The sequence below is a fragment of the Hymenobacter sp. M1-2 genome, assembly GCF_057808495.1.
Genome location: NZ_JBTYZO010000019.1, coordinates 47,936 through 69,152 on the forward strand (window position 1 = coordinate 47,936; position 21,217 = coordinate 69,152).

Below are 21,217 nucleotides of genomic sequence, written 5' to 3' on the forward strand. Positions count from 1 at the left end.
AGGAGTGGTCGGGCGCTGTTGGGTTGGGCAGCACGTTAATCATCCCATTTCTTGCCTTTTTTCTCTCTCTTCTTCCACTCCTTTTCTCGCTTGCGGCTGTACTCTTCACGGCGTTTGCGCTCCTCCCGCTGCCATTCTTCCTCCTTTTTACGTCGCTCACGGGCCTTCTCCTCGTATTTGTCGTCTTTCTCTTCATCTCTGTCCCGGTCGTCACGTTCTTCCTCGGCACGCCCGTGGTCCAGTAGCTCCGCCAAAACGGCGCGTACTTCTTCGGCGGCAGGAGCGGCAGACGAGGAGCGGCGCTTGGTAGCCGTAGGCGTATTCAGCGCTAGGCCATTGCCAGCAGATACAACGGACACTACGTTGCCTTTTAAGTCGCACCCTTGGCCTTCGCGCAGCTCCGTACGTTTGCAATCGGCCTTCACCAGAAATCCGTCTTTGGTCACCACGGCTCCGGTGGGCAGGCGGGCATCGCGCAGCATGGGCCGGACTTGCCCGTTGCGGAGAATGTGCATTTGCCCGTTGCGACGTTGAAACCCGTCGTTATTGAGTTGCTGGGCTGTTGCCGGGAAGGCCATCACTGCGACAAATAAACTTACCGTGAAGAGTGAAGTAAAAAGCTTCATCATAGAAAGCTAGGCGAGAAGGCGTGAAATATGTTGCGGAAAGCAAATACAAGGCCACTCAAAAGTAGACCGAGCCTCAAATATCAATCTAGACCGGTTGATTATTTGACAGTTTGAGACGAAGCACGGCGTAAGCAAGCTTAACTAAGGCACGGACCCGTTGAAGCTGGTAAGATGCTGGCAGTGTCCTTCTTCAACAGTCCGTACCGTCAGTGCTGTAGCTGCACTACCAAACAAATGCCTTAGTGGCTGCACGACTATAAAACGGCGGTTTCACAATACCAAGGGTTCATTTGCACAGATGTGAGAGTATCTAGATAATATATATCAAATCTGATGTCACAAATCGAAGTAAATTGGACTTGAGCCTTGCAAGATAAGCGCCTAGCTTCGTTCATCTTTCTGGTCTTTCTGAGTTCTATGAAAACGTTTTTCCGCACTCTGCCCCTGGCCACCCTGCTTTTGTAGGGTCTTGTCAGGCTGCCGGTCACAGTCCGGCCAAGCCACCACATGGCTGCGTCTCGTGAGAGCTTGCTACTAACCTGATCTACCCTTTGAAGACTGCCTACAACTAGACCAACTACGTCAACCAGTTCCATTATCTGTTTGGTCTTAAACTCAAACCTGACAACTCCCCAACACCTCACTCCCCGGTGAGACCCACGCATTCCACCATAATACCCTGCTCCGCTTCCCCTTCCCGGTCCTATTCCAGGGCCGTTCCACAACCAACAAGAAAGCCCCAACCAACCGGTTGGGGCTTTTGCGTTAGTAGTTAGTACGTATGGTCAAGTGCGGTTTCTATTCTTTTACCACCCGAATGGTCTGGTGCTGGTTGCCGGCAGAGAGCCGCACGAAGTAGAAACCCCGCCGCTTCAGCAACGCCGACGGCACCACCAGCTTGTGGACGCCAGCAGTTTCGTTGCGAGCGAGTTGCTTGAGTCGCACGCCGTACCCATCGTAGATTTCAACTGTTACGGGGGCAGCCGTTTCGAGAGCGTACTGGATGGTTAGGTTTTCGCTGCCCACAGGGTTAGGATACAGCGCAGCGAGTAGGCTGGCCGGTTCGCTGGTGCGGGCAGTGGGAATGGCAATGTTGACATCTAAGTTGCCCAATGCCGACCAGTTATTAGCGGCGTCCTTCACCAACGATTTGATTTTGGCGCCCGGCGAAGCCGTGGTGCGGATGTCGTTAGAGTTGGCGCTACCCACCGTGATGGTGCTGCTGGTGCTGCGGCCCTTAAACACCTTCAAGTCATCGTATTCTACGTCGGCTTCGCTGGTGCGCAAGGAAATGTTGGCGCCGGAAGTCAGGGGCGTAGCATCTTGCCAGCTCGTTGCGAGCTTGTTGTTGATGAACACGCTGATGTCGCCGGTGCCGGTGTTGTAGAGCACTTTATAGTCGTTCCAGGTGCCGCTGGCCAAGGTAATGTCGGCGGAAGCACGCGAGGTGAGCACGTTGTCGATGGTTTCGATAATGGACACTTTCTGCTGGTCCAGGGCCACCCAGATCAGGTAGGAGTTGCCCCGCTCGCGCACCGTCACGTCGCTGGCCATGATATGGATGCCGAAGCGCCGCGCCCCGGTCGTGTTGTTCACCCGCCCCGCGAAGTTGTAGAGGTAGGTATTGCCCGCCGTTTGCGACAGGAATGTTGACAGCGCCGTGTTGGTAGGCGTCACGTTGCTCTGGCGGAGCGTACCGGTGCTGGTTTCGGCCCAGGTACCTTGCCAATCGGCCAGGCCAGGCACGTAGTCGGGGTGCAGGGCGTTGTTGCCGAAATTGTCGTTGTAGAAACCGTTGCCCCGGTTGCCGCGCCACTCATCGGTGCGCCACTCCAGCGGCTGGTAGAACCGGTTGGTCACGCCCACGTTATCGGCATCGGTGAAGGTGGCCGTGAAGTTGGTGGTGGCGCTGGCGGGTCCCGAAATAGAAGTGGTCGGGGCCTGCGTATCGGCACTGGCGGGCGTTTGGAGGCTGATGCCGGTGGGCGTGTAATAATGGTCGATGATCCACTGGTACGTTTTGCCATCATTGGCCCAGAAGCTCGACCCGTACTGGCACATGCCCCGGCCGTGGCCGAACTTGGCCCGGCCCGAGCACAGCGCATCGGAAATGCAAGGCGAAGCCGCCGTATTGTTGCCCGCGTACCCATTGCCGCAGCCGGCGTTGTTGTTTTCGGAGGAATATTCGGTGAAGGCAATAGCGCCGTTTTTCACGAGTACCTGGCCGGCCGTGAGGTTGGCGGCGTCGCGGGTGGAGGCTACTTCGGTGCCGTCCCACACCTGGCGGCAAGTGGTGTTGCTGATGTCGTAGCTGCTGGCTACGGGGTTGCTCACGTGGTAGGCGCCGTAGCTGCGGTAGGCAATGGCCCCGGCCCGCAGGGAACTAGCGCCCCAGCTGGAAATCCACTCGTTGTCGAGGCCGGTCCGCACGTACGAATCCAGGGACACGACCGTCACGTTGGAGCAGCTGTTGCAGGAGCAGCTCGTACCCACCCGGATGCTGGAAGGCAGCGTCACGGCGGCGGTGCGGGAGCTGGTTTCCGGCAAGGGCACGATATCCTGGTGGTCTTGCTGAGCTGACAGCAAGCCTGGCTCCTGGCCGGTTTTGTCGAAGAAACCGTGGTAGCTCGCCTCCGTCTCCACGGCCGTCGCGCCACCCAACCGGGCTTGGGTTTCGGCGGCGGGCGCTAGGGACGTTTTGAACGTGTACGCATCCCCGATCAGGCGGTAGCGCTTCAGCTCGTGGCTCACGTAGCCCGCCTTGGCAAACGTGATGTCCGCCACCTGCTTCACAAACTCCTCGGCCTGCGGCCCGGCGCTGCTGAGCACCAACTTGTAGTAGCCGGTCCGGTCGGAAACCGCCGAGGCCGCCCCCACCCGAACCGTGACGCCGGCCAGCGGCAAGCCGCTTTCCCGGTCGCTCACGTAGCCTTCCACCGCGGTTTGGTTGGCGGCCAGCGGCGCCTGCCGAGCCCCAAGCTGGGCGGCCACCGGCGCCAATCGGTCGAGTTGAATCTCGGCGTTGATCTGGGCCACTGAGCCCGCCTTGAAGTGGGTTTCCAGGGGCGCGTAGCCCGGCGCCGAAATCTGGAAGGTGTACGCGCCTTCTACCCCGTTGAGCGCCAGCCGGCCAGTGGCCAAGGCGGCCAGGTCGGCTTTTTTTCCCGCTGCGCCTAGCACTTGGACCTTGGCGTTGCGGATGGCGAAGCCGGTTTGCTGGTCGGTTATGCGAAGTTCGATATTGCCTTTCTGCGCCTGGGCGCTCAGGCTGGTCAGCACCAAGGCGCCGCCTAGTAAGAGGGTTTGAGAGAGGTGTCGGGTTGGTTTCATGGAGTTGTGGAAAAAAGAGCGGAAGGAATTACACTGCTTGAGGGATAAAGGATTAGGGTAGTAGGATGAAGGATTAAGGCAGTAAGTAGCCGGACCGTTGGGACTTGTTAAGCAATACCTTCTTGTCCAACTATCTATTACCCTAATCCCTAATCCTACTACCCTAATCCTACTACCTTCTTAAATACCTGATTCTAAGTCCAGCTGCAACCCGGCCCCGAAGCCCAGGCCCGGCACGAAGCAGATGACATTGACGGTAACCGTGCCATTGCCCGGCACCGGCACCGTGCGAAGCGTAGCGCGCTGCGGCCCACGGGCGTTGGCGCCGTATTGGTTGTTGAAGAGAATAACCTGGTGCGTTTGCGCCGACGTGTTGTTGACCAGGGTTTGCACCGGCGCGTCAAATATCACGTTGTTGCCGTTGCCATCCGCCGATATCTGGGCATTGATGGGGTTGGCACCCAATGAGATACGCACGTTTTTCTGCGTGGCGGTGGGGTTGGTCAACACTAGTTTAGCGTTGTACTTGTGCCCGTAGCCGGCCCAGGTGCGCGTCGAGGATTGCAGGCGCATGGTGTAGCGCGCACTTTGCTCCTGGTAGTAGACGGAGGAGCCCGGCGCCACCAGCTTGCGCGCGTTGGTGTTGTAGCACAGGCCCATATAGGCCGGGGTGGCGGGCAGCGTCACGTTCACGTCGCCGGTGAAGTAGGCCGAGTTGGTAGCAACGCCAGCCTCCCGCCCGTACGCCTCCCCCGACTCATCGACGGTGATGAGCGGACTGCCGAGGTTGCCGGTTGCCTGCTGCGCGGTGGTGCCGGTGGCAAACGCCACGGCGCGGGTCAGGCTGCCGTCGAAGGTGGCCACGGCCGAAAAGTAGGCGCCGCCGCCGGCCACGTTCAGCTCGTAGCGGCCTTCGGTGGTGTAGTTATCCTGGCCGCTTGGCTTGGCGGGCAGGCGCACTCTCGCAATTTCCACGGCTTTAAACGACTCCACTGTTTGGCTCACGTTGTCGAGTACGTTGTTGGTCCAGGCTTCCGAGCACAAGTACCAGGCGCTTTTCAACGACGGGTCGGTTTGGCGGAAGCGCCACAGATTGCTGACGGCCAGCTTGCCCTTGCCCGTGATGGTAATGGGGCCGGAACTAGGGTTGCTGGCAATGATGTGAATGTACAGGTCGCGGTTCTGGGTGGGCTGGTTTTGGCTGTTGGCAGACCCCATGAAATTGAGGTGCGACAAATACAGCGACACCGGGCCCGACAACGGCGTGGCCGTGCCGCCGCGTTGGGGCGCATTGCCGCCGTTGGTCATCAGCCAGCCTTCGCCCGTTACGGCTTCGGGGTTGTTGCTTTTCCAAAACGGCGCGCCCACCAGCCCGCCTCCGCCGGTGGCATCGTTCACGCCGGGCAATTCGCGCAGCTGCGTGGAAGGCACCAGCGCGCCCGCCGACAACGTGCCGCTGGTCCAGCTCAGGCCAGCCAGCGCGTCTTTGGTGCTGCTAGTGCCCTGCGGGACAGCCGTTTCTTCTTGGGGGCTCGCGCAAGCGGCAGCTAATAATAAAGTGGCTAGCACATAGCGTGGCCGGAAAACAAGGGTATGCATAGTAAACTGAATGGGGGAAAAAACGCTCAGGATGAACAGCAGAAAGACATAGCGACGCCCGCCAAAGCGGCCACCCCACCTTGCGCGGGAAGGGCGGCCGTTTGGGGCACTATTTTTCAAGAATGAATTGGAGACGAGGGCGTCAATCGGCCCTCAAAACAGCTTGCTATTCGGAGGCAGATTTCAGCAGCTCTTAGCTGCTTCCAAAAACCGAAGGCAAACTTTACGCGGCAGGTAAGCCGCGTCAACTGGTCCGGCAGGTGGTGCCCGCCGGACCAGGGCACGAGCTTATTGCTTCAGAATGCGCGTCACTTCGGACATGCCCTCGGCGCCCTCAATACGGAGCAAATACACGCCGGATTCCAGTTTGTGGCTGCCCAGCGTAAGTTCTTGGCGGCCGGCTTCCTGCACCTTATCTTGCAGGAGCAACAACGGCTTGCCGCGCAGGTCGCAGACTGTCACTTTTACGCGCTGGCCTTGCTCCAGGAAGTAATCGATGCGGGTGGTTTGGTCGAGCACGGGGTTGGGGTACACGCGCGTACCGAAGCCATCGGCCAGCGCGGCGCGAGCAGCCGGTAGCGTCACGACGAGGTCCAGGTTGCCAACGGCCGACCAGTTGTGAGCCGCATCCCGCACGATGCTCTTCACTTTGCACGCCGGTGTGGTGCTGTTCACGCTAGGCTTGCGCGCGTCCTGCGACGATTCCACACCTACCGTCACCAGCTTGGTTGTGCTGCGGCTCTTGTACACTTTCACATCGTCCCACTCCACTTCGGCCTCGTTGGTGCGGAGCGAGAAGCCCGAGCCCGCAGTCAGCGGCGTGGCATCGGTCCAGGTTAGTTTCAGGCTGTTGTTGACGTACACGTTCAGCACGCCAGTCGAAGAGTTGTAGCTGGCTTTATAATCGGCCCAGGAACCTGCCGTGATGGTGGCGTCGCCGACGGCCCGCTCGGCCAGCACGTTGTTGGTGGTTTCGATGATGCGCACCTTCTGGTCGTCGGCCGTGAACCACACCAGGTAGGAGTTATTGCGCTCCGTGGCGGCTACGTTGTCGGAGAACAAGTGCAGACCGAAACGACGGGAGCCGGTGGTGCTGTTCAGCTTAGCGGCAAACTGGTACAGATACGACTGGCCCGAACCCTGCGTAAGCACCGTCGACAGGTTGGTGTTGGTGAGCGTGGTGTTGGACTGCTTTAGGCGGCCATCGGTGGTCTGGGTCCAGGAGCCGGTCTGGGCGGTCCATTCCGTGCTCAGAGCGGTGGTGCCGAAATTGTCGTTGAAGTAGCCGTTGCCGCGGTTGGCGCGCCACTCGGTGCCGTTGGCGCTTTCCAGCACCTGGTAGTAGCGTTCCACTACGCCCACGTTATCGGCGTCGGTAAAGGTGGCCGTGAAATCATCACTCACAGTCGATGCTGGGGCGCTGATGCTGGTAGTGGGTACCGTCGTGTCGGTGCTGGGCGGCGGAGTGTCGCCGCAGTTGCCGTTGATGTAGCTCTGGATGTCGGTACGCAAGGAGCCGAGCTGGGCGTAGAGCGTGTTGCCGGGGCAGTCGGTGCAGCCTTTGTTGTCGCGGTGGCCGCACACGTTCGGGATATAGCCGGCGGCGTAGTGCGTGGAGCTGCCCAGTGGGTTGATGCCCTCTTTCGAGGCTTTCCAGGCCAGAATTTTCCGCAGGCTTTCCCGGGCGGCAGCAGTGGGCGCGATGCTCGTATAATCGCCCAACATGCACACGGCCATAGTGTTGGTATTGCCAGCGCAGAAGTGGGCACCTACCACGTTGTCGCCGCCGGAGCGGCCTTCGTAGATTACCCCGTTGGGGTCAACCAAGTAGTTGTAGCCCACATCAGCCCAGCCATTGACGTCGATGTGCAATCTTTCCACGGCCCGCACCCGCGCCGCCCAGTCGGTCGACGAGTTGGAACCGGCTTCGTGGTGCACGATTAAGTGCGTTACGGTGGTGTAGGTGCGCGAGCCAACGGGGGCGCGGGCACCCCAGCCGGCGCGGGAGGTCACGGCGGGCTTGGGGCACGTGGCGGCGGCGCGGCTGGCATCCAGCGCGTGGTCATGGTCATGCTGCTCGATAGCGCCGCTTGGCATGGTGGCCGGCGTCACGCCGGGGCTGTAGAACAGCACTTCCAGACGGCTCACTACTGGCGCGGGGTTGGTAGCGCCCAGCACCGCCCGAAACTGCACGAACCGCGCCGACTTATCAAGTTCCACGGCCTTACCCACGCGGCGCGAGGCATCGTCGTCGGCGTGGCCATCAAACTTCGACTTCTGCCACTCGCTCCATTTTTGCCCGTCGGCGGAGTGCCGCACTTCGAACGTCAGGTTGCCAGGATGGATGTTCTGGCCGTGCCAGATGGAGGCTACCGAAATGAAAGGCCGCGGGTCGGTGAGCGAAATAGCAATGGGCTGCGACGTGAACTGGCCTTTGATCTGGCCGGTTTGCAGCCGGGCCCCAGCGGTGCCCAGTTGCAGGTTTTCCTGCTTGGCATACGTTTTTTCTGAGCCCAGAGTCAAGCTCACGCGCGCCTGGCCTTCGCCCGGCAATGCGGCCCGTTGCTGGGCGGCGTTCTGCGCGTAACCCTGCCCGAAAGCAGAGCTCAGCAGCAACACAAGGAGTAATCTGATTTTTCTCATTACGGTTTGGTTGGTGGATGAAGGAAAGGAAAGTGGAAAGGCAATGCGGGACCATCGACGCGCCCAGCGGCCGCGCGGAAAGGAGATAGTAAATGGTTGGGGCTTATGCTGGTTTTCAGCACTACAGCAGGCTATGTTGTGGCGTGGACTGTAGTCCGCTGCCCCGGCAGTGCTCTTGCTCATACGCCGGGGCGGCGGACTACAGTCCACGCCACAATTCATGTAGCCTAGTTCTTCACCACCCGGTTGAGGGTGGAGGTTTTCTCCGTTTGCACCCGCACGAAGTAGGTGCCGGGGCGGAGCTTATCGAGTGGGGCCAGTGACACCACCTGTGCGCCAGCTTTCTGCGCGGAGTTAAGCAGTGTTAGCAATTTTTGGCCCTGGCCGTCGAGTACCGTCACCGTGACCTGGCTAGCCTTGGGCAGTTCGTACGCCAATTCGCTTTTCTGGCTGATTGGGTTGGGATACACGGCGCTCGAAGCAGCGTCGGTAGCCACCAGGCGGGCGGCGGGCAGGTTGATAATCAAGTCCAGGTTGCCGGGCGTCGACCAGTTATTGGCCGCGTCGCGCACCAGGCTCTTGATTTTACCGGCGGGCGTGGTGCTGTTCGGCGAAGCCCGGCGCAGGTCTTTGCTGTTAGCCGTGCCCACCGTTACGGTTTGCGTAGCGCCGCGCGACTTGTACACCTTTAAATCATCGATTTCCACTTGCGCCTGGTTGGTGCGCAACGACATGTACGTGCCGCCGGTCAAGGGTGTGCTGTCGGTCCAGCTTACTACCAGCCGCCCGTTTTGGTACACCCGAATGAGGCCGCTGTTGGTGCTGTAGCTGATTTTATAGTCGGCAAAATCTCCCGCCGATACCACCGCGTCACCGCTGGCGCGCTCCGTCAGTACGTTGTCGATGGTTTCGATAATGCGTACTTTCTGGTCGTCGTTGGAAAACCAGATCAGGTAGGAGTTGCCTCGTTCCCGCGTCGTCGCGTCGCTGGCCATGATGTGCAGGCCGAAGCGGCCGGTGCGCGTCAGGTCATCGCCCACAATACGGGCCGCGAAGTTGTAGAGGTAGGCATTGCCCGCCGTCTGCGACAGGAAGGTGGTGAGGGCCGTGTTGCTGGGCGTCAGGTCGCTCTGTTTGAGGCGTCCGTCGGTCGTCACCGACCACGCGCCCTGCCAGTCGCCGGTGCCGGTGGTGTAATCCGAATGCAGGGCGCCAACGCCGAAATTGTCGTTGTAGAAGCCATTGCCGCGGTTGCCGCGCCACTCGCCGGGCGTGGCGTTGTATTCCAACGCCTGGTAGAACCGCTCCGCCACGCCCACATTGTCGGCGTCCGTGAAATTCACGGCAAAGTCCGCCGACTGCGTGCTGCTGCCATTGGCGGCGGCAATGCTGGTGGTGGGCGCCGTGGCGTCGGTGCTAGGCGGTGGGGTGCCGCCGCCGCTGGGCGTGGTAGACAGATATTTATAGCCCTGGCGCGGCTGGCCTACATCGGAGAAGGTGCCCATCGTCGACGCATTGCCGCCGGCCGCGCGCCATTCGAAGTGGATATGGTCGCCGGACGACTGGCCCGTGGTGCCTTCAATGGACAGAATGGTGCCGGTTTGCACGGTCTGGCCCACCGCTACTTTGAAGCTCTTGTTGTGGCCGTAGTAGGAACGTGTGCCGTCGGCGTGCGATACTACTACCAGATTGCCGTAGCCGCAGCCACAGTCGCTGGCCACCGTTACGGTGCCGGGCGCGGCGGCCCGCACGTTTTGGTCGGCGTTGTCGGGCGTGTCGAAGTCGATGGCCGCGTAGCCGTGCTGGTTGATACCGTCGTAAATGGTAGTGCGGCTGCCCGAAGGCGTGTGCGGGCCGGAAGGAGCCGGCGTGCCGTGCCGCGACACATAGTATTCGCGGTTGGCATCCCAGGGCAGGCGGTAGTCGATGGCCGATACGCGGGCGGCCGTGGTGGGCGTGGCGGGTTCGGCAGCGGGAGCAGTATCGGCGGCAGAAAGCGCGGTACTAGCCCAGCCAGCTACGGTATACGGCACGCCCGCTTGCTGCATCAGCACGCTTTCTTTGCCCTTTCTCAAGTCATACACGGCCACTTCGTCCGCGAAGCCGTGGAGCAGGTCCCGCTCGGCGGCCGTGCTTACCGTGTACAGGAAGCGGGTACGGTCGGGCGAGAGTACGGGCGTGGAGAAATACTTCGGGGCCAGCGTAAGCTTGGTGGCGCGCTGCGTGCCCAGGTCGTAAGCCCACACGCCTTCATGCTCGAAATCGGTGTCGAATTTCAGCGCTTCCAAATACACCACCTGCCGGTCCGACGACCAGGCAATGGGCTTGACCGCATGGCCGGCTACGGGGCTGTTCTGCTGCGTAAAGAGGAGCTGCTTAGCGCCGGTGCTGGCGTTGAACAGCCACATATTGGAGTCGTTGCCGATTTCGGCGCGCTCCATATACATCCACTCGGCTTGGTGCGGCGACTTCAGGCCCTGGAAGAAAACCATGCTGGTCGGCACGCTCACGCGGGCGTCTACTTGCTCGGGATACAGCGCTATTCGGTCGGCCGGAGCCAGCCGGCCGGGTTTGGCAGCCAGCTTTTCGCCTAGCAAGACCGGCCCGCGTGTGGCGGCAGTGTAGAGTTGGTCTTGCTTGTAGAACACAGCTTGCGCGTCTTGGCCCTGGGCCGCCCATGGCAGCGCAACGGCAGCACTGATGGCTACGGTGAGAAAAGTTTGTTTCATTGGTGGATGGTTTTGGTTGGGTATGATTGAGCGGAAGGAAAGGCGGAAGAATGGATAGGCTACGCCAGCAGAAGCTTCCTCTACGAAAACCTGTCTGGGCGATAAACCAACGGCTGCTGCTAGGCCCTGAGAAAGTAATCTCATGACACGCGAGGAGGCACCTAGGGAAACAACAGCGGGGAAAAGAGAGCTGACTGCCACTAGAAAAGCAGCAGATACCAGGTCACTTGCGAGGCAAAATAGCCCTGGGCACCCGCCTGATACGGGAGCTGCGGAATAGGTCAGAAAGTACTGGAGCGACGCGTACTACCGCCTGGGAGGTGCGACCGGCGGATGAGCGGAAAATGGAGCGGTAGAAATAGCCGGCGAGCCGGTGATATGCGCAATAGCTTATTGTGGGGTAAAGATGGGCATCTCCTTCTCGGCGGTCAATAGATAAAAGTCATATCGGATTTGATTTTTCATACTTCTCAAACCGCTACTCTCACATCGGCAAAAGGTTTCCAAAATGAGGAGCTGATCATTGACTAAATACCTAATAATCACTGGTGAACGGCGCTTGGCAGGCAGCCCTCAAAAAGTAAAAAGCCAGGCCTTGCGTTGCAAAGCCTAGCTTCTAATAAGATGTTTTTCGGTAGCTGCTCCTGAGCGGCGCGTCACATAATGGCTTTGTCCGCCGGTTTGGGTGTGGGCAGCGGGGCTCGGCTGCCGCCGATGATGTAACGCAAGCCTTTATCGTAGCTGAAGTAACTCCAGCTCCAGTTCAGCAGCACGATGAGGCGGTTGCGGAAACTCACCAGCGAAATAACGTGCACCACGCTCCACGCCAGCCACGCCAGCAGCCCTTGCAGGCGCAACTGCTGGCCGAATAGTTTGACGTCGGCCACCGCGTGGTTGCGGCCGATGGTGGCCATGCTGCCCTTATCGGCGTAGCGGAAAGGGCGCAGAGCACGGCTGGCCAGCTGGCGAGCCAAATTCTGACCGAGTAAACGGCCTTGTTGCAGCGCGGGCTGCGCTACCATGGGGTGGCCGTCGGGGTACTCGGGGCTGCGCATAGCGGCAATGTCGCCGATGGCAAACACGTTGTCGTAGCCGGCTATTTGGTTGTACTCATTCACTTGGTAACGGTTGCCGGGCAGCAGGCAGTCGGGGCGCAGGCCGCTGATGGGGCTGCCCGTAACGCCGGCGGCCCAGATGAGGGTGCGCGTCACGAGCTGCTCGCCGGTGTTGAGCGTCACGGTGTAGCCGTCGTACGATTTCACTCGCCGATCCAGCCAGACTTGCACCCCAAACTGCTCCAGGTACTCCAACGATTTTTGCGAGGCTTCCGCCGACATTCCCTTCAGCAGCATTGGGCCGCTTTGAACCAGGTGAATGTCCATTTGCTTGAAATCAAGCTCCCGGTAATCGCGCGGGAATACGTGGGCGCGCAACTCACTCAGGGCCCCGGCAATTTCGACGCCGGTTGGGCCGCCTCCCACAATCACGAAGTCGAGCAGGCTATTGATTTGCTCGATGTCGCCGAGCTGTAAGGCACGCTCGAAGTTGGAAAGCACGGTGTTGCGCAGCTCAATGGCATCGGCCACACTCTTGAGCGTAACGGCGTGCTGCTGCATCTGCGCATCGCCGAAAAAGTTGCTGGTAGCGCCGGTGGCCAGCACCAGATAATCGTAGCGCAGCCGGCCGATGCTGGTTTCGAGCTGCTGCTGGGTGGTGTCTACAGCCTGTACCTCGGCCAGCCGGAAGTAGAAATTGTCCTGGCCGTCGAGGATTTTGCGAAACGGCGACACCACTGAATCGGCGGCGAGGCCGGCCGTGGCCACTTGGTAGAGCAAGGGCTGGAAGGCGTGGTAATTCTGCTTGTCGATGAGCACCACCTGCACCGGCGCGTGGCGGAGGGCGCGGGCCAGCTCCAGCCCGCCGAAGCCCCCACCCACAATCACCACCCGTGGCTGGCCCAGGTCCTCAATCTTAGTCAGGCTTTCCATACGCGGAACACTTTAGGTAACAGAGCAGCAGGAAATTATACACTACACAGGAGCAAAGGTAGCCTTTCAGACTTCGCATAAACCTCCCGAAGAATACACGGCTGCACGAGAAGGCTTTCGGCGGCCTAACCAGTAGAAGAAAATGTGCTATACGAGAGCCGGGGCATTACGCCACCATAATCCGCTGACGGTGCTGCACTCCCCAGTCATATAAACCAGCTACCACAGGTTCCAACTGCCGGCTATACTCCGTGAGGGCGTATTCCACGGCCACCAGCGAGTCTTCCGAGGAAAGGCGGACTACCAGCTCGTGTTGCATCAAGGCTTTCAGCTCCTTGGACAACGTTTTGGCCGTGATACCCGGTAAATCCTGTTGCAAGGTGGTGAACCGCTTCGTGCCATCTACTAGCGCCGCAATAATGAGGATTCGCCACTTGCCGCTAAGCACTTCCAGCGCGTCCTGAATGGGCAATAACGTCTTGGAACAAGAGCGGACGGCAGGTTGCATGGCGGCGAAAAACTGAATGAAACTACTATCCTCTGGTAAACCAGCGTATTTCGGATGGGGCGGGCAGCTAGGTTTGTAGCAGTACTTATGAACTCCCCAACATGAAAACTCTCAAGCTTGTTTACTGGATTAGCACCGTGCTCATCGTCCTGATTATGGGCATCTCCGCCGTTTCTTACCTGCTGCGGGTGCCGCACTTCGTAGAAGCTACGCGGGAGCTGGGCTATCCCCTCTACCTCATGTCGATTCTGGGCGTGGCAAAGCTGCTCGGTATTGCGGCGCTGCTGGTGCCCGGCTGGCCTCGGCTAAAAGAATGGGCTTATGCTGGCTTCACTATCAACCTGATAGGCGCGGTCTGGTCGCACGTGGCGGCGGGGCAATACGACCACGCGCTGTTGGCGCTGGTTTGGCTGGCCGTGCTGCTGACCTCGTACGTCTCTTTCCGCAAGCGAAGCGCTGCATCGATTACGGCTGCTCCTACCGTGGCCCGTTCTGTGGCGGCATAAACCGGGCAGCATCAATGGCTGAGCTTAAGCCATAAATTCCACCGTGCCCGTATCGAGCTGGTAATAAGCGCCTACGATGCACACTTTTTTATCGGCCACGGCTTGCGTGAGGAGCTTGGAATTTAGCAGGCGCTGCATGGTCACGCTCACGTTGGCTCGCACGATGCTGGCAAACCGCGCATCACCCTCGCCCTTCGCCAAAAGCAAAGCCGGCCGAATGGCATCGACTAGCACTTCCAACTGGCCCGGCGCAAGCGTAGCCGTGTTCATGGCTTCGACGGTTGCCTTTACGGCGCCGCAACGCTGATGGCCCATCACCACGAGTAAAGGCACTTTCAACTCCACCACCGCGTATTCCAAGGTTCCAATTACCGCGTCGTCGAGCACGTGACCGGCGGTGCGGGCCACGAATAAGTCGCCTAGCCCCCGGTCGAAGAGCAGTTCGGGGGCATCGCGCGAATCGGAGCAGGCTAGCACAGCGGCAATTGGTGTCTGTTTCTGCGCCACGTCGCGGCGGCGTTGCAAGGTCTCGTTGGGATGTTGCAGCTGCCCTTTTTGAAAGCGTAAGTTGCCTTCTCTCAATTGCCGCAGGGCATCATCGGCCGTGGGCGGAACCGCAGATTCTGTTGGCCGAGTGTTTTGGCTCTGCGCCAGTGTAGCGGGCAGGGCACTAGCCAATAAGCCTACGCCAGCGCGCCACAAAAAAGCACGGCGAGAATCACTTGAGTGGTATGGCATAAGGTGTAGTGAAAGCGAGAGTGTAGTACTGGTTCTTCAGACGCCTGTCGATGGACGCACTCTGCCACTCTTCCTTACAAGAGCCTTAGATTTTAATTGCGGCGCGCCGCCTTTTAGTAGGATCTATAGGAGAATGAAACCACCTGTTGACTGTGAATAAAAATTCATTTATGTTTGCCTCGTGAAACTGCGGGACGAAAATAAAGTCGAGTTGATTTTCCAGGCTACCTGCCGGCTAGCGGGGCAGGTTGGTATTGCCGGTCTCACTATGGCTACTATTGCCAAAGAGGCTGGCCTAGCCACGGGTACGCTCTATAATTACTTCAAAAACAAGGAAGAACTGCTGCACGCCCTCTACCGCCACGTCAAGAAGAAACTCACAGCGCGGCTGTTTCAGGACTTCAACGAGACGGAGCCGTTACGTCTGGCGTTGCGCAAAATCTGGTTTAATTACCTCGAAACCCGCCTGGAAAACTACGAGGAGAATGTTTTTCAGGAGCAGTTTTATACTTCGCCCTACATGCAGGCCGAGGAAATTCAGATGTCTCTGGATTCGATGGAACCCCTGTTCCGATTGTTTGACCGGGGCAAGAAGGGCCTATTGCTACAAGATGTCGATAACACGCTATTGGCTATTCACTTGCTCGGGCCATTGCGAGATTTAGCGAGTATGATTCGGCTGCAAAACACGCGCGGCAGCGCTCAGCAGCAGTTGCTAGACACGTCCTTCGAGTTGTGTTGGAACGGTATCAAAGCATAATTTTTTTTCTTCATAGCATGAATATTTATTCATTTTAAACTAGCCCGTCATTCCACTTACACCTTACTCCAAAGCTTCATCTGCTTCTCACTCTTTTCACTTCTAAACCACCAAACCGCATGAAAAACGCTAAGAAAACCATCCTGATTACGGGTGCTTCCACAGGCATCGGCCGAGCCACAGCCCGCCACTTCGCCGAACAAGGCTGGAACGTAGCCGCTACTATGCGTCGTCCTGCTCAAGAAATCGAGCTGAATCAATTGCCAAACGTGGTAGTGCTGCCGCTGGATGTAACGGACCTCGCTAGCATCGAGGCTGCATTCAGCGACACCCTGCACACATTCGGCGGGTTAGATGCCATACTCAACAACGCAGGGGTGGCCGCGTTGGGAGCTTTCGAGGCTTCGCAAGAGGCCACCATCCGCTCGATCTTCGAGACCAACGTGTTTGGGCCAATGAACGTGACGCGCGCAGTTCTACCTTATTTTCGCCGCCAAGGGACGGGCCTGATTATCAACGTTAGCTCAATGGGAGGGCGCATCACATTTCCCTTGTTCAGCGCCTATCATGCTTCCAAATTTGCCTTGGAAGGCTTTTCTGAGAGCTTGCAGTTCGAGTTGGAGCCGTTGCAAATCATCGTGAAAATAATCGAACCAGGCGGCTACGACACCAACCTGTTCGCAACGGCTATGAGCTATCCGCCCCAGCCGGGAATTACGGCTTATGAAGATTATCAAGCGGCTTATCTGGCGGCAGCGGTTCAAGCGGCCAGCGAAATGGGCGACCCGGCAGAAGTAGCAGCAGTCATCTACGAAGCCGCCACTGACGGCCGCCGGCAGCTCCGCTACGTGGTAGCCTCCGCCGCCGAGCAGCAGTTACTGGCGAATCGGCCGCAGATGAGCCAGGAAGCATACTACGACTTCATCAAGCGCACTTACAATCTGATGTAACAGCTTCTTCTAAGCAGTAAAAAGCCACGTCTCAAGCTCAGACCGTTCTCATTACCGGTGCTTCGCCGGGCATCGGGTTTGCGGCCGCCAAACTGTTTCTGGCCCGCGGTTTCGTGACGTACGCCACCGCCCGTAAGCCCGCCGCTCTGCACGAATTGGTAGCGCTAGGCGCCCGCGCCGTAGCCCCTCGACGTAACGGATGAAGACTCGATGGTGGCGGCCGTGCGGCACGTAGAAACGAAGCCGGCCGCGTTGATGTCCTCGTCAATAATGCTGGCTATGGGCAAAACGGAGTCTTGGAAGAATTGCCATTAGCAGCCCTGCGCCAACAGTTCGAGACCAACGTGTTTGGCCTGATACGAATGTGCCAACTCGTGCTACCCGGCATGCGGCGCGTGGGTACGGGCCGCATCGTCATCGTCGGTTCCACGGGTGGCGACTTCACTGCGCCGGGAGCCAGCGCCTACCACGCCACCAAGTATGCGCTGGAATCGTTTGCGGATGCCTTGCGCTTTGAAGTGCGGGATTTTGGGGTCCACGTGTCGCTTATCAAACCGGGTGGCGTTTACACCAATGTCATAGGGGTGGCCGGGGCCGGCTATCCGGCGCCCATTGCCGATGACCCGTACCACACGTTCCGTAAAAACTTCCGGGCAATGACCACGCGTATGTTTGAGCCGGGCAATTCGTACGGCATCCTCACGCCCGAGCAGGTGGCCGCCGTTATTGTGGAAGCGGCCACGAGCAGCAACCCGCGTAGTCGTTATCGGGTGGGGATGTTGGCCAAGGTGATGCCTAAGATCCGGCGCCTACCCTCAGATGGCATGTGGGACCGGATGATGCGGGCGCAGGTTCCTACTCGCTAACCCATTATCATTCAGTCCCACATAGTGCGCCACTGTAGGACGGCGCTATATTCTGATCGTGGCCCCGAAGGCAAGGCCGACTAGCTGCTTTCGTCGGCTAGCACCTCATCTACCATAAAATCCAGCTCCACCCCACGAAGACCCGCCAGCTCAGCGCGTATAGCCTCGCGCCATGGCGAGTAGCGCTGCAAATGGCCTAGCACCTGAATGGCCGCCTTGCGCAGGTTCCAAGAGCCCTCTTCATCACAAACTAGGGCCACGAGCGCCGCCCGAAAGCGCAAAACCAAGGCCGGAGGCAAGGCGACAAATGCGGCCGTCATCACCGCAGCATCATCTGGCCTGGCAGCCGTTTCCAGAGGGTGCAGGAAATCGTAGTACGCATCAATTTCTGTTAGTGCGGCTGGGTGTTCGAGGCCATGGAGAAATTGCTCTACGTACTCCTTGAAGGAGTTGAAGTACACCGTGGCGGCTTCCTCCGTGAACCCCAGGGCTGGCCGTTGCGCACTGCCTTTGTACCAGCTCATGAGCAAGTTGCCAGCCTGGCGCCGCAACTCAAGCGGCGCGGCATGGTCCCACATCATGCCCCGTAGAAACGCGTGCAAGGCCGCTATTTGGCGGCTGTCGTGCGTCTCTAGCTGGTGGCGGGCCAGCGTAGCTAACCCGTAGAGCGAAGTATTCGGTGACGTGCGAAATGTGTCCGGTACAAAACTCAGGGGCAGCACGTCCCGATTAATAAGCTCAGTGAGAATGGAAAGCTGCGAGGGGTAAAACAAGTTGAGCGCCACCAACTCACGGCATACATCGACTACTTCCGTTGGGGGCAGCGTGGGCGCCTGCAATACCTTCGTAATGAAAAACCGGTCGGGCTCTTCCCGCACTAAGCGTACGGCATCATCCGGCCGCAAATCGAGCAGCAGCAACTCACGGGCCTTGGCCCGGTCGTGGCGCTGGAACTGGTGCTGGCCCGCCGCCACTGCCATCAGAAACGGCCGTAAGTCGGGGCGGGGGCGCTTCGTCCGGGTTAGTATATTGAGCAGGTCTTCAAGCTCATTCGGCGTGAAATTAGGCAGCAGCGGAGCCAGCGCGAAGTCGGCGTTCATGGCCGTGAGGGTGTAGGCGGCGGCAAAAGAACGCACGGGCACCCGCAAGCTAGCCAACAGAGGATCAGGATGACGGCCTGCCAGCGCGGCCGCAAAAGCCAGATCGGCGTTTTCGGAGCCTAGTGCTACGGCGGGCACGGGCTGCCCTTCATTGCGCTGCTGGGCTTCAATCAGCGCCAGATTAACGGCCGCTTCTACCGAGGCAGCTGAACTCGCACGCAATGCATCTACTAGTATGCCCTCCTGGGGCCGACTTATGACAAGACGCCAATGGCTTAGCACCAAAGCAGCCTCTTCGCGCAGGTTCGCGTCGGCAGTTCGTAGAGCCTGCCACGCCAGGTCCATGCTGGAGTTATGGTTGGTGTTAAATTCTTCTTCACTGGTTTGCCATTGGCGTAAATGGGCCAGCGCGGCCAAGTAGTGTGTGGTTAGGAAGGGCGTGGCTTCCCGAATTTCGAGTAGCTTTTCGGCATCGGTAATGCCGCGTAAGGGTGGCAGGCTGAGCGCACGCAGTTCCTCATCGGGCAGGGGCAAGCGAGGCAGGAGCTCCGCCTCCAGGTTGCGGGCCCAGCCGCGCTGCCGGGTAAATCCTTCCACGAAAGCCAGATCATCGACGTGCCGCTCGACCACGATGGCGTGCCGCTGGTAGAGGCGCGTAAAGTGTTCCACCTGCTCCGGGTCCATGTCGGCGAGCCGGGTGGGAATCGCGAATTGGTCGGAACCGAGGTGCTTTAGCCAGCGGGCGGCCCCAAACTGCGTGTCGGGCACCAACCCGGCCCCGCAGTGGCGGCAAAATTTACCGTCGGGGGTGAGCTGTACGCACCAATGGCAGCGTTTTTCGCGCCGCACTACGGTGCCGCAATGGCCGCACAGGTCGCCAGGTTTCCAGTCGGGCGGCTGCATATGGCCGCAAGTTTCGCAAATAGCGCGCATCAGAAAATTGAGAATAAACTATTGGTGGAATGGGATGAACAGGAATGGTACAATAGTGCTGGCCGTGGCCGATGCCAAAGCACACCGAATTGCTTCGCCTCAACCTAACCAAGCGGCTTAACCAAGCGGCTTGGGGCGCGAAAAAGCAGGAGTCCGGCAACAGCCTCTCCGCTGCTTTTCAGCTGGTCAGCAAAGCATAAGACAGCGCCTGGGCCTAAATACGCGCCCGGCGTACACGACCCCACAGTTGCTCTTTCTCCTCAACTGAAGACTCGGCCAAACGACGCGGAATGTCGTCCTTGGACAGGCCATCCCGGCGCAGGAGCAGGGCCAACGGCAGGTCGGCGGTGCGTACGAACGTGGCGCCACAGCTGCGGCAGAAGCGGCCAGGGCCGCTGGAACCACACCAGAAACACTGTTCGATAGGCTCGGCTTGGCGGCCGCAGTTCACGCACAAGTCGCCGGGTGTATAATCTTTGGGCTGCTTGTGGTGGCAATTGGCGCAGTACACCACATCGGAAGAATCGACGAGGATGGGTTGGGCCGGGCCACTCAGCACCGTAGGAGCCTCGGCGGCGGTGGGCGCAGCGGCCGGGGTGGTGGGCAGTGCCCATTCCAGCACGCGGGCCGCCACGTCGGGGTGCAGGTCGGGCAGCAGTTCGAGGAGCGTTACCACATTGCCAATTTCGACGAAGTCGGCGCGGCTGCGCACCCCCATTTCGCCGAGGGCAGTGAGCTGCTCTTCCAGCAGGCCTTTCGCTTTGAGAATGTTACGCTCTAGCAGGGAAAATTCGTTGGTCATACAAACAGAGAAAAGTGAATTTCAAGCAACAAGATAAAACGGTCTGGGATGCTCATGCATAAGGCCCCGGAACCAGGTCGTAAAGATGAGATAATAATGAGTGCCAAGCTAGACCTTGAGGCCCGCAACACGATGGAACGCAGCCGCTCTTAAAAGCGCAAGCCACCGGCTAACACACCTTCTGCTGGTCTGGTGCAACGGCTCTTCTCGGGCAGTCCAGCCATTTGGCGGCGAAGTTGGTTATTCGTAGCGTGAAAGAGCTGTTTCCTTATTACTCCATCGGGCACTTTATCAACGAGCCGGCCAATCCTACCGCGTTTGAAATCGTTCGGTTCGAGGATTTAGTCGAGCCTGAGGTGGAAGACCTGCACAAGCATACCTTCTACGAAATCATCTGGACCGAAACCGGCGTCAGCAAGCAGGTTATCGACTACCAGCAGTACACGATAGCGCCCCAGAGCCTGTTCTTTATTTCGCCGGGCCAGCTGCACCAGTTCGAAGAATGGCAGCACGTGACGGGTGGCAGCATCTTCTTCACGGAAGACTTCTTTCTGCTCCATCAACAAAACCAGGACACGCTCTTCGAGCTGAGCTTCCTGGATAATTTCTACGGCCGGCCGTTCGTGCAGCCCGATGCGGCCAGCTACCAGCAAATCCAGCAAACCATCAACCTACTGCTCACGGAGCGCCAACGGCCCGATTACGCGCCGCGCATTGCGCAGGCGCTGCTGCACGTGCTGCTGGCCCAGATTCAGCGGTGCGTAGATGCCGAAGCACCCGAGCCGGTGGCCAAGAAATACCTCGTGCTCTATAAGCAGTTCAAGCAGCTCGTAGACGCCCATTTCACGGAGCCGCTCACGGCCGGTGACTACGCCACCCGGCTTCACATCACGCAGCACCATCTTAATCATGTGGTAAAGCTCGTGACGGGCCGCACGGCCAGCGAGATACTGCGGGCTCGCCTCGTGCTGGAAGCCAAGCGCCTACTCTCCTTTACCGACCAGAGCGTGGCTGAAATTGCGGCCCAGCTGGGCGTGTTCGACTCGTCGTATTTCGCCAAGCTCTTCAAAGCCGAAACTAGCTTGTCGCCGCTGGCTTTTCGGGCGCAGCATCTCCGATAACTACCGAAGAAGGTC

The 21,217-nt window shown here is 59.1% G+C and carries 14 protein-coding genes and 1 pseudogene; 5 read left to right on the forward strand and 10 right to left on the reverse strand.

Annotated features, from left to right (window positions below):
* Nucleotides 1-35: 35 nt before the first annotated feature.
* The 7 genes from ACYSMN_RS17915 to ACYSMN_RS17945 all read right to left on the reverse strand — a co-directional run bounded on the left by ACYSMN_RS17915 (nucleotide 36) and on the right by ACYSMN_RS17945 (nucleotide 13,426).
* Nucleotides 36-629 (reverse strand): DUF6799 domain-containing protein, encoded by a 594-nt coding sequence (locus tag ACYSMN_RS17915; RefSeq protein WP_488925290.1) that lies wholly within the window; start codon nucleotides 627-629, stop codon nucleotides 36-38.
* Between the two features lie 798 nt (nucleotides 630-1,427).
* Nucleotides 1,428-3,959, reverse strand: coding sequence for a T9SS type A sorting domain-containing protein (locus ACYSMN_RS17920; protein ID WP_488925291.1), 2,532 nt, complete (start codon nucleotides 3,957-3,959; stop codon nucleotides 1,428-1,430).
* Nucleotides 3,960-4,139: 180 nt separating this feature from the next.
* The gene (locus ACYSMN_RS17925; protein ID WP_488925292.1) at nucleotides 4,140-5,558 is read right to left on the reverse strand and encodes a hypothetical protein; all 1,419 of its coding nucleotides are present in this window, start codon (nucleotides 5,556-5,558) and stop codon (nucleotides 4,140-4,142) included.
* Between the two features lie 288 nt (nucleotides 5,559-5,846).
* Nucleotides 5,847-8,201, reverse strand: a complete 2,355-nt coding sequence (locus ACYSMN_RS17930; RefSeq protein WP_488925293.1) for an N-acetylmuramoyl-L-alanine amidase — start codon at nucleotides 8,199-8,201, stop codon at nucleotides 5,847-5,849.
* A gap of 227 nt (nucleotides 8,202-8,428) precedes the next feature.
* Nucleotides 8,429-10,930: a peptidoglycan DD-metalloendopeptidase family protein gene (locus ACYSMN_RS17935; RefSeq protein ID WP_488925294.1), complete on the reverse strand. Its 2,502-nt coding sequence runs from the start codon at nucleotides 10,928-10,930 to the stop codon at nucleotides 8,429-8,431.
* Nucleotides 10,931-11,586: 656 nt separating this feature from the next.
* Entirely contained in the window at nucleotides 11,587-12,918 is a 1,332-nt protein-coding gene (locus ACYSMN_RS17940) for an NAD(P)/FAD-dependent oxidoreductase (RefSeq protein ID WP_488925295.1), read from the reverse strand.
* A gap of 166 nt (nucleotides 12,919-13,084) precedes the next feature.
* On the reverse strand, nucleotides 13,085-13,426 hold the full coding sequence (locus tag ACYSMN_RS17945; protein ID WP_488925296.1) for a winged helix-turn-helix transcriptional regulator: 342 nt from the start codon (nucleotides 13,424-13,426) through the stop codon (nucleotides 13,085-13,087).
* 101 nt (nucleotides 13,427-13,527) lie between these two features.
* Between ACYSMN_RS17945 and ACYSMN_RS17950 the strand changes: the two genes are divergently transcribed.
* Nucleotides 13,528-13,932 (forward strand): DoxX family protein, encoded by a 405-nt coding sequence (locus ACYSMN_RS17950; protein WP_488925297.1) that lies wholly within the window; start codon nucleotides 13,528-13,530, stop codon nucleotides 13,930-13,932.
* A gap of 24 nt (nucleotides 13,933-13,956) precedes the next feature.
* Here the strand turns inward: ACYSMN_RS17950 and ACYSMN_RS17955 are convergent, their stop codons facing one another.
* Entirely contained in the window at nucleotides 13,957-14,670 is a 714-nt protein-coding gene (locus tag ACYSMN_RS17955; protein ID WP_488925298.1) for a carbonic anhydrase, read from the reverse strand.
* Between the two features lie 181 nt (nucleotides 14,671-14,851).
* Here ACYSMN_RS17955 and ACYSMN_RS17960 point away from each other — a divergent pair, with 181 nt between their 5' ends.
* The 3 genes and pseudogenes from ACYSMN_RS17960 to ACYSMN_RS17970 all read left to right on the forward strand — a co-directional run bounded on the left by ACYSMN_RS17960 (nucleotide 14,852) and on the right by ACYSMN_RS17970 (nucleotide 17,246).
* The gene (locus ACYSMN_RS17960) at nucleotides 14,852-15,430 is read left to right on the forward strand and encodes a TetR/AcrR family transcriptional regulator (RefSeq protein WP_488925299.1); all 579 of its coding nucleotides are present in this window, start codon (nucleotides 14,852-14,854) and stop codon (nucleotides 15,428-15,430) included.
* Between the two features lie 119 nt (nucleotides 15,431-15,549).
* A complete protein-coding gene (locus tag ACYSMN_RS17965) occupies nucleotides 15,550-16,380 on the forward strand; it encodes an SDR family oxidoreductase (protein ID WP_488925300.1) in 831 nt (276 codons plus the stop codon).
* 98 nt (nucleotides 16,381-16,478) lie between these two features.
* Nucleotides 16,479-17,246 (forward strand): annotated as a pseudogene (locus ACYSMN_RS17970) (SDR family NAD(P)-dependent oxidoreductase).
* Between the two features lie 80 nt (nucleotides 17,247-17,326).
* Here ACYSMN_RS17970 and ACYSMN_RS17975 read toward each other — a convergent pair.
* Both ACYSMN_RS17975 and ACYSMN_RS17980 read right to left on the reverse strand, forming a co-directional pair.
* The gene (locus ACYSMN_RS17975) at nucleotides 17,327-19,249 is read right to left on the reverse strand and encodes an FYVE zinc finger domain-containing protein (protein WP_488925301.1); all 1,923 of its coding nucleotides are present in this window, start codon (nucleotides 19,247-19,249) and stop codon (nucleotides 17,327-17,329) included.
* Between the two features lie 244 nt (nucleotides 19,250-19,493).
* Nucleotides 19,494-20,081, reverse strand: a complete 588-nt coding sequence (locus tag ACYSMN_RS17980; RefSeq protein WP_488925302.1) for a hypothetical protein — start codon at nucleotides 20,079-20,081, stop codon at nucleotides 19,494-19,496.
* A gap of 251 nt (nucleotides 20,082-20,332) precedes the next feature.
* Here ACYSMN_RS17980 and ACYSMN_RS17985 point away from each other — a divergent pair, with 251 nt between their 5' ends.
* Nucleotides 20,333-21,202, forward strand: coding sequence for an AraC family transcriptional regulator (locus ACYSMN_RS17985; protein WP_488925303.1), 870 nt, complete (start codon nucleotides 20,333-20,335; stop codon nucleotides 21,200-21,202).
* The last annotated feature ends 15 nt before the right edge of the window (nucleotides 21,203-21,217 follow it).

Bases quoted from the DNA above. Each gene is read 5' to 3' on its own strand.
- ACYSMN_RS17940 (WP_488925295.1), bottom strand. From the start codon at position 12,918: ATGGAAAGCCTGACTAAGATTGAGGACCTGGGCCAGCCACGGGTGGTG.
- ACYSMN_RS17950 (WP_488925297.1), top strand. From the start codon at position 13,528: ATGAAAACTCTCAAGCTTGTTTACTGGATTAGCACCGTGCTCATCGTC.
- ACYSMN_RS17920 (WP_488925291.1), bottom strand. From the start codon at position 3,959: ATGAAACCAACCCGACACCTCTCTCAAACCCTCTTACTAGGCGGCGCC.
- ACYSMN_RS17980 (WP_488925302.1), bottom strand. From the start codon at position 20,081: ATGACCAACGAATTTTCCCTGCTAGAGCGTAACATTCTCAAAGCGAAA.
- ACYSMN_RS17955 (WP_488925298.1), bottom strand. From the start codon at position 14,670: ATGCCATACCACTCAAGTGATTCTCGCCGTGCTTTTTTGTGGCGCGCT.
- ACYSMN_RS17925 (WP_488925292.1), bottom strand. From the start codon at position 5,558: ATGCATACCCTTGTTTTCCGGCCACGCTATGTGCTAGCCACTTTATTA.
- ACYSMN_RS17930 (WP_488925293.1), bottom strand. From the start codon at position 8,201: ATGAGAAAAATCAGATTACTCCTTGTGTTGCTGCTGAGCTCTGCTTTC.
- ACYSMN_RS17935 (WP_488925294.1), bottom strand. From the start codon at position 10,930: ATGAAACAAACTTTTCTCACCGTAGCCATCAGTGCTGCCGTTGCGCTG.
- ACYSMN_RS17965 (WP_488925300.1), top strand. From the start codon at position 15,550: ATGAAAAACGCTAAGAAAACCATCCTGATTACGGGTGCTTCCACAGGC.
- ACYSMN_RS17975 (WP_488925301.1), bottom strand. From the start codon at position 19,249: ATGCAGCCGCCCGACTGGAAACCTGGCGACCTGTGCGGCCATTGCGGC.
- ACYSMN_RS17945 (WP_488925296.1), bottom strand. From the start codon at position 13,426: ATGCAACCTGCCGTCCGCTCTTGTTCCAAGACGTTATTGCCCATTCAG.
- ACYSMN_RS17915 (WP_488925290.1), bottom strand. From the start codon at position 629: ATGATGAAGCTTTTTACTTCACTCTTCACGGTAAGTTTATTTGTCGCA.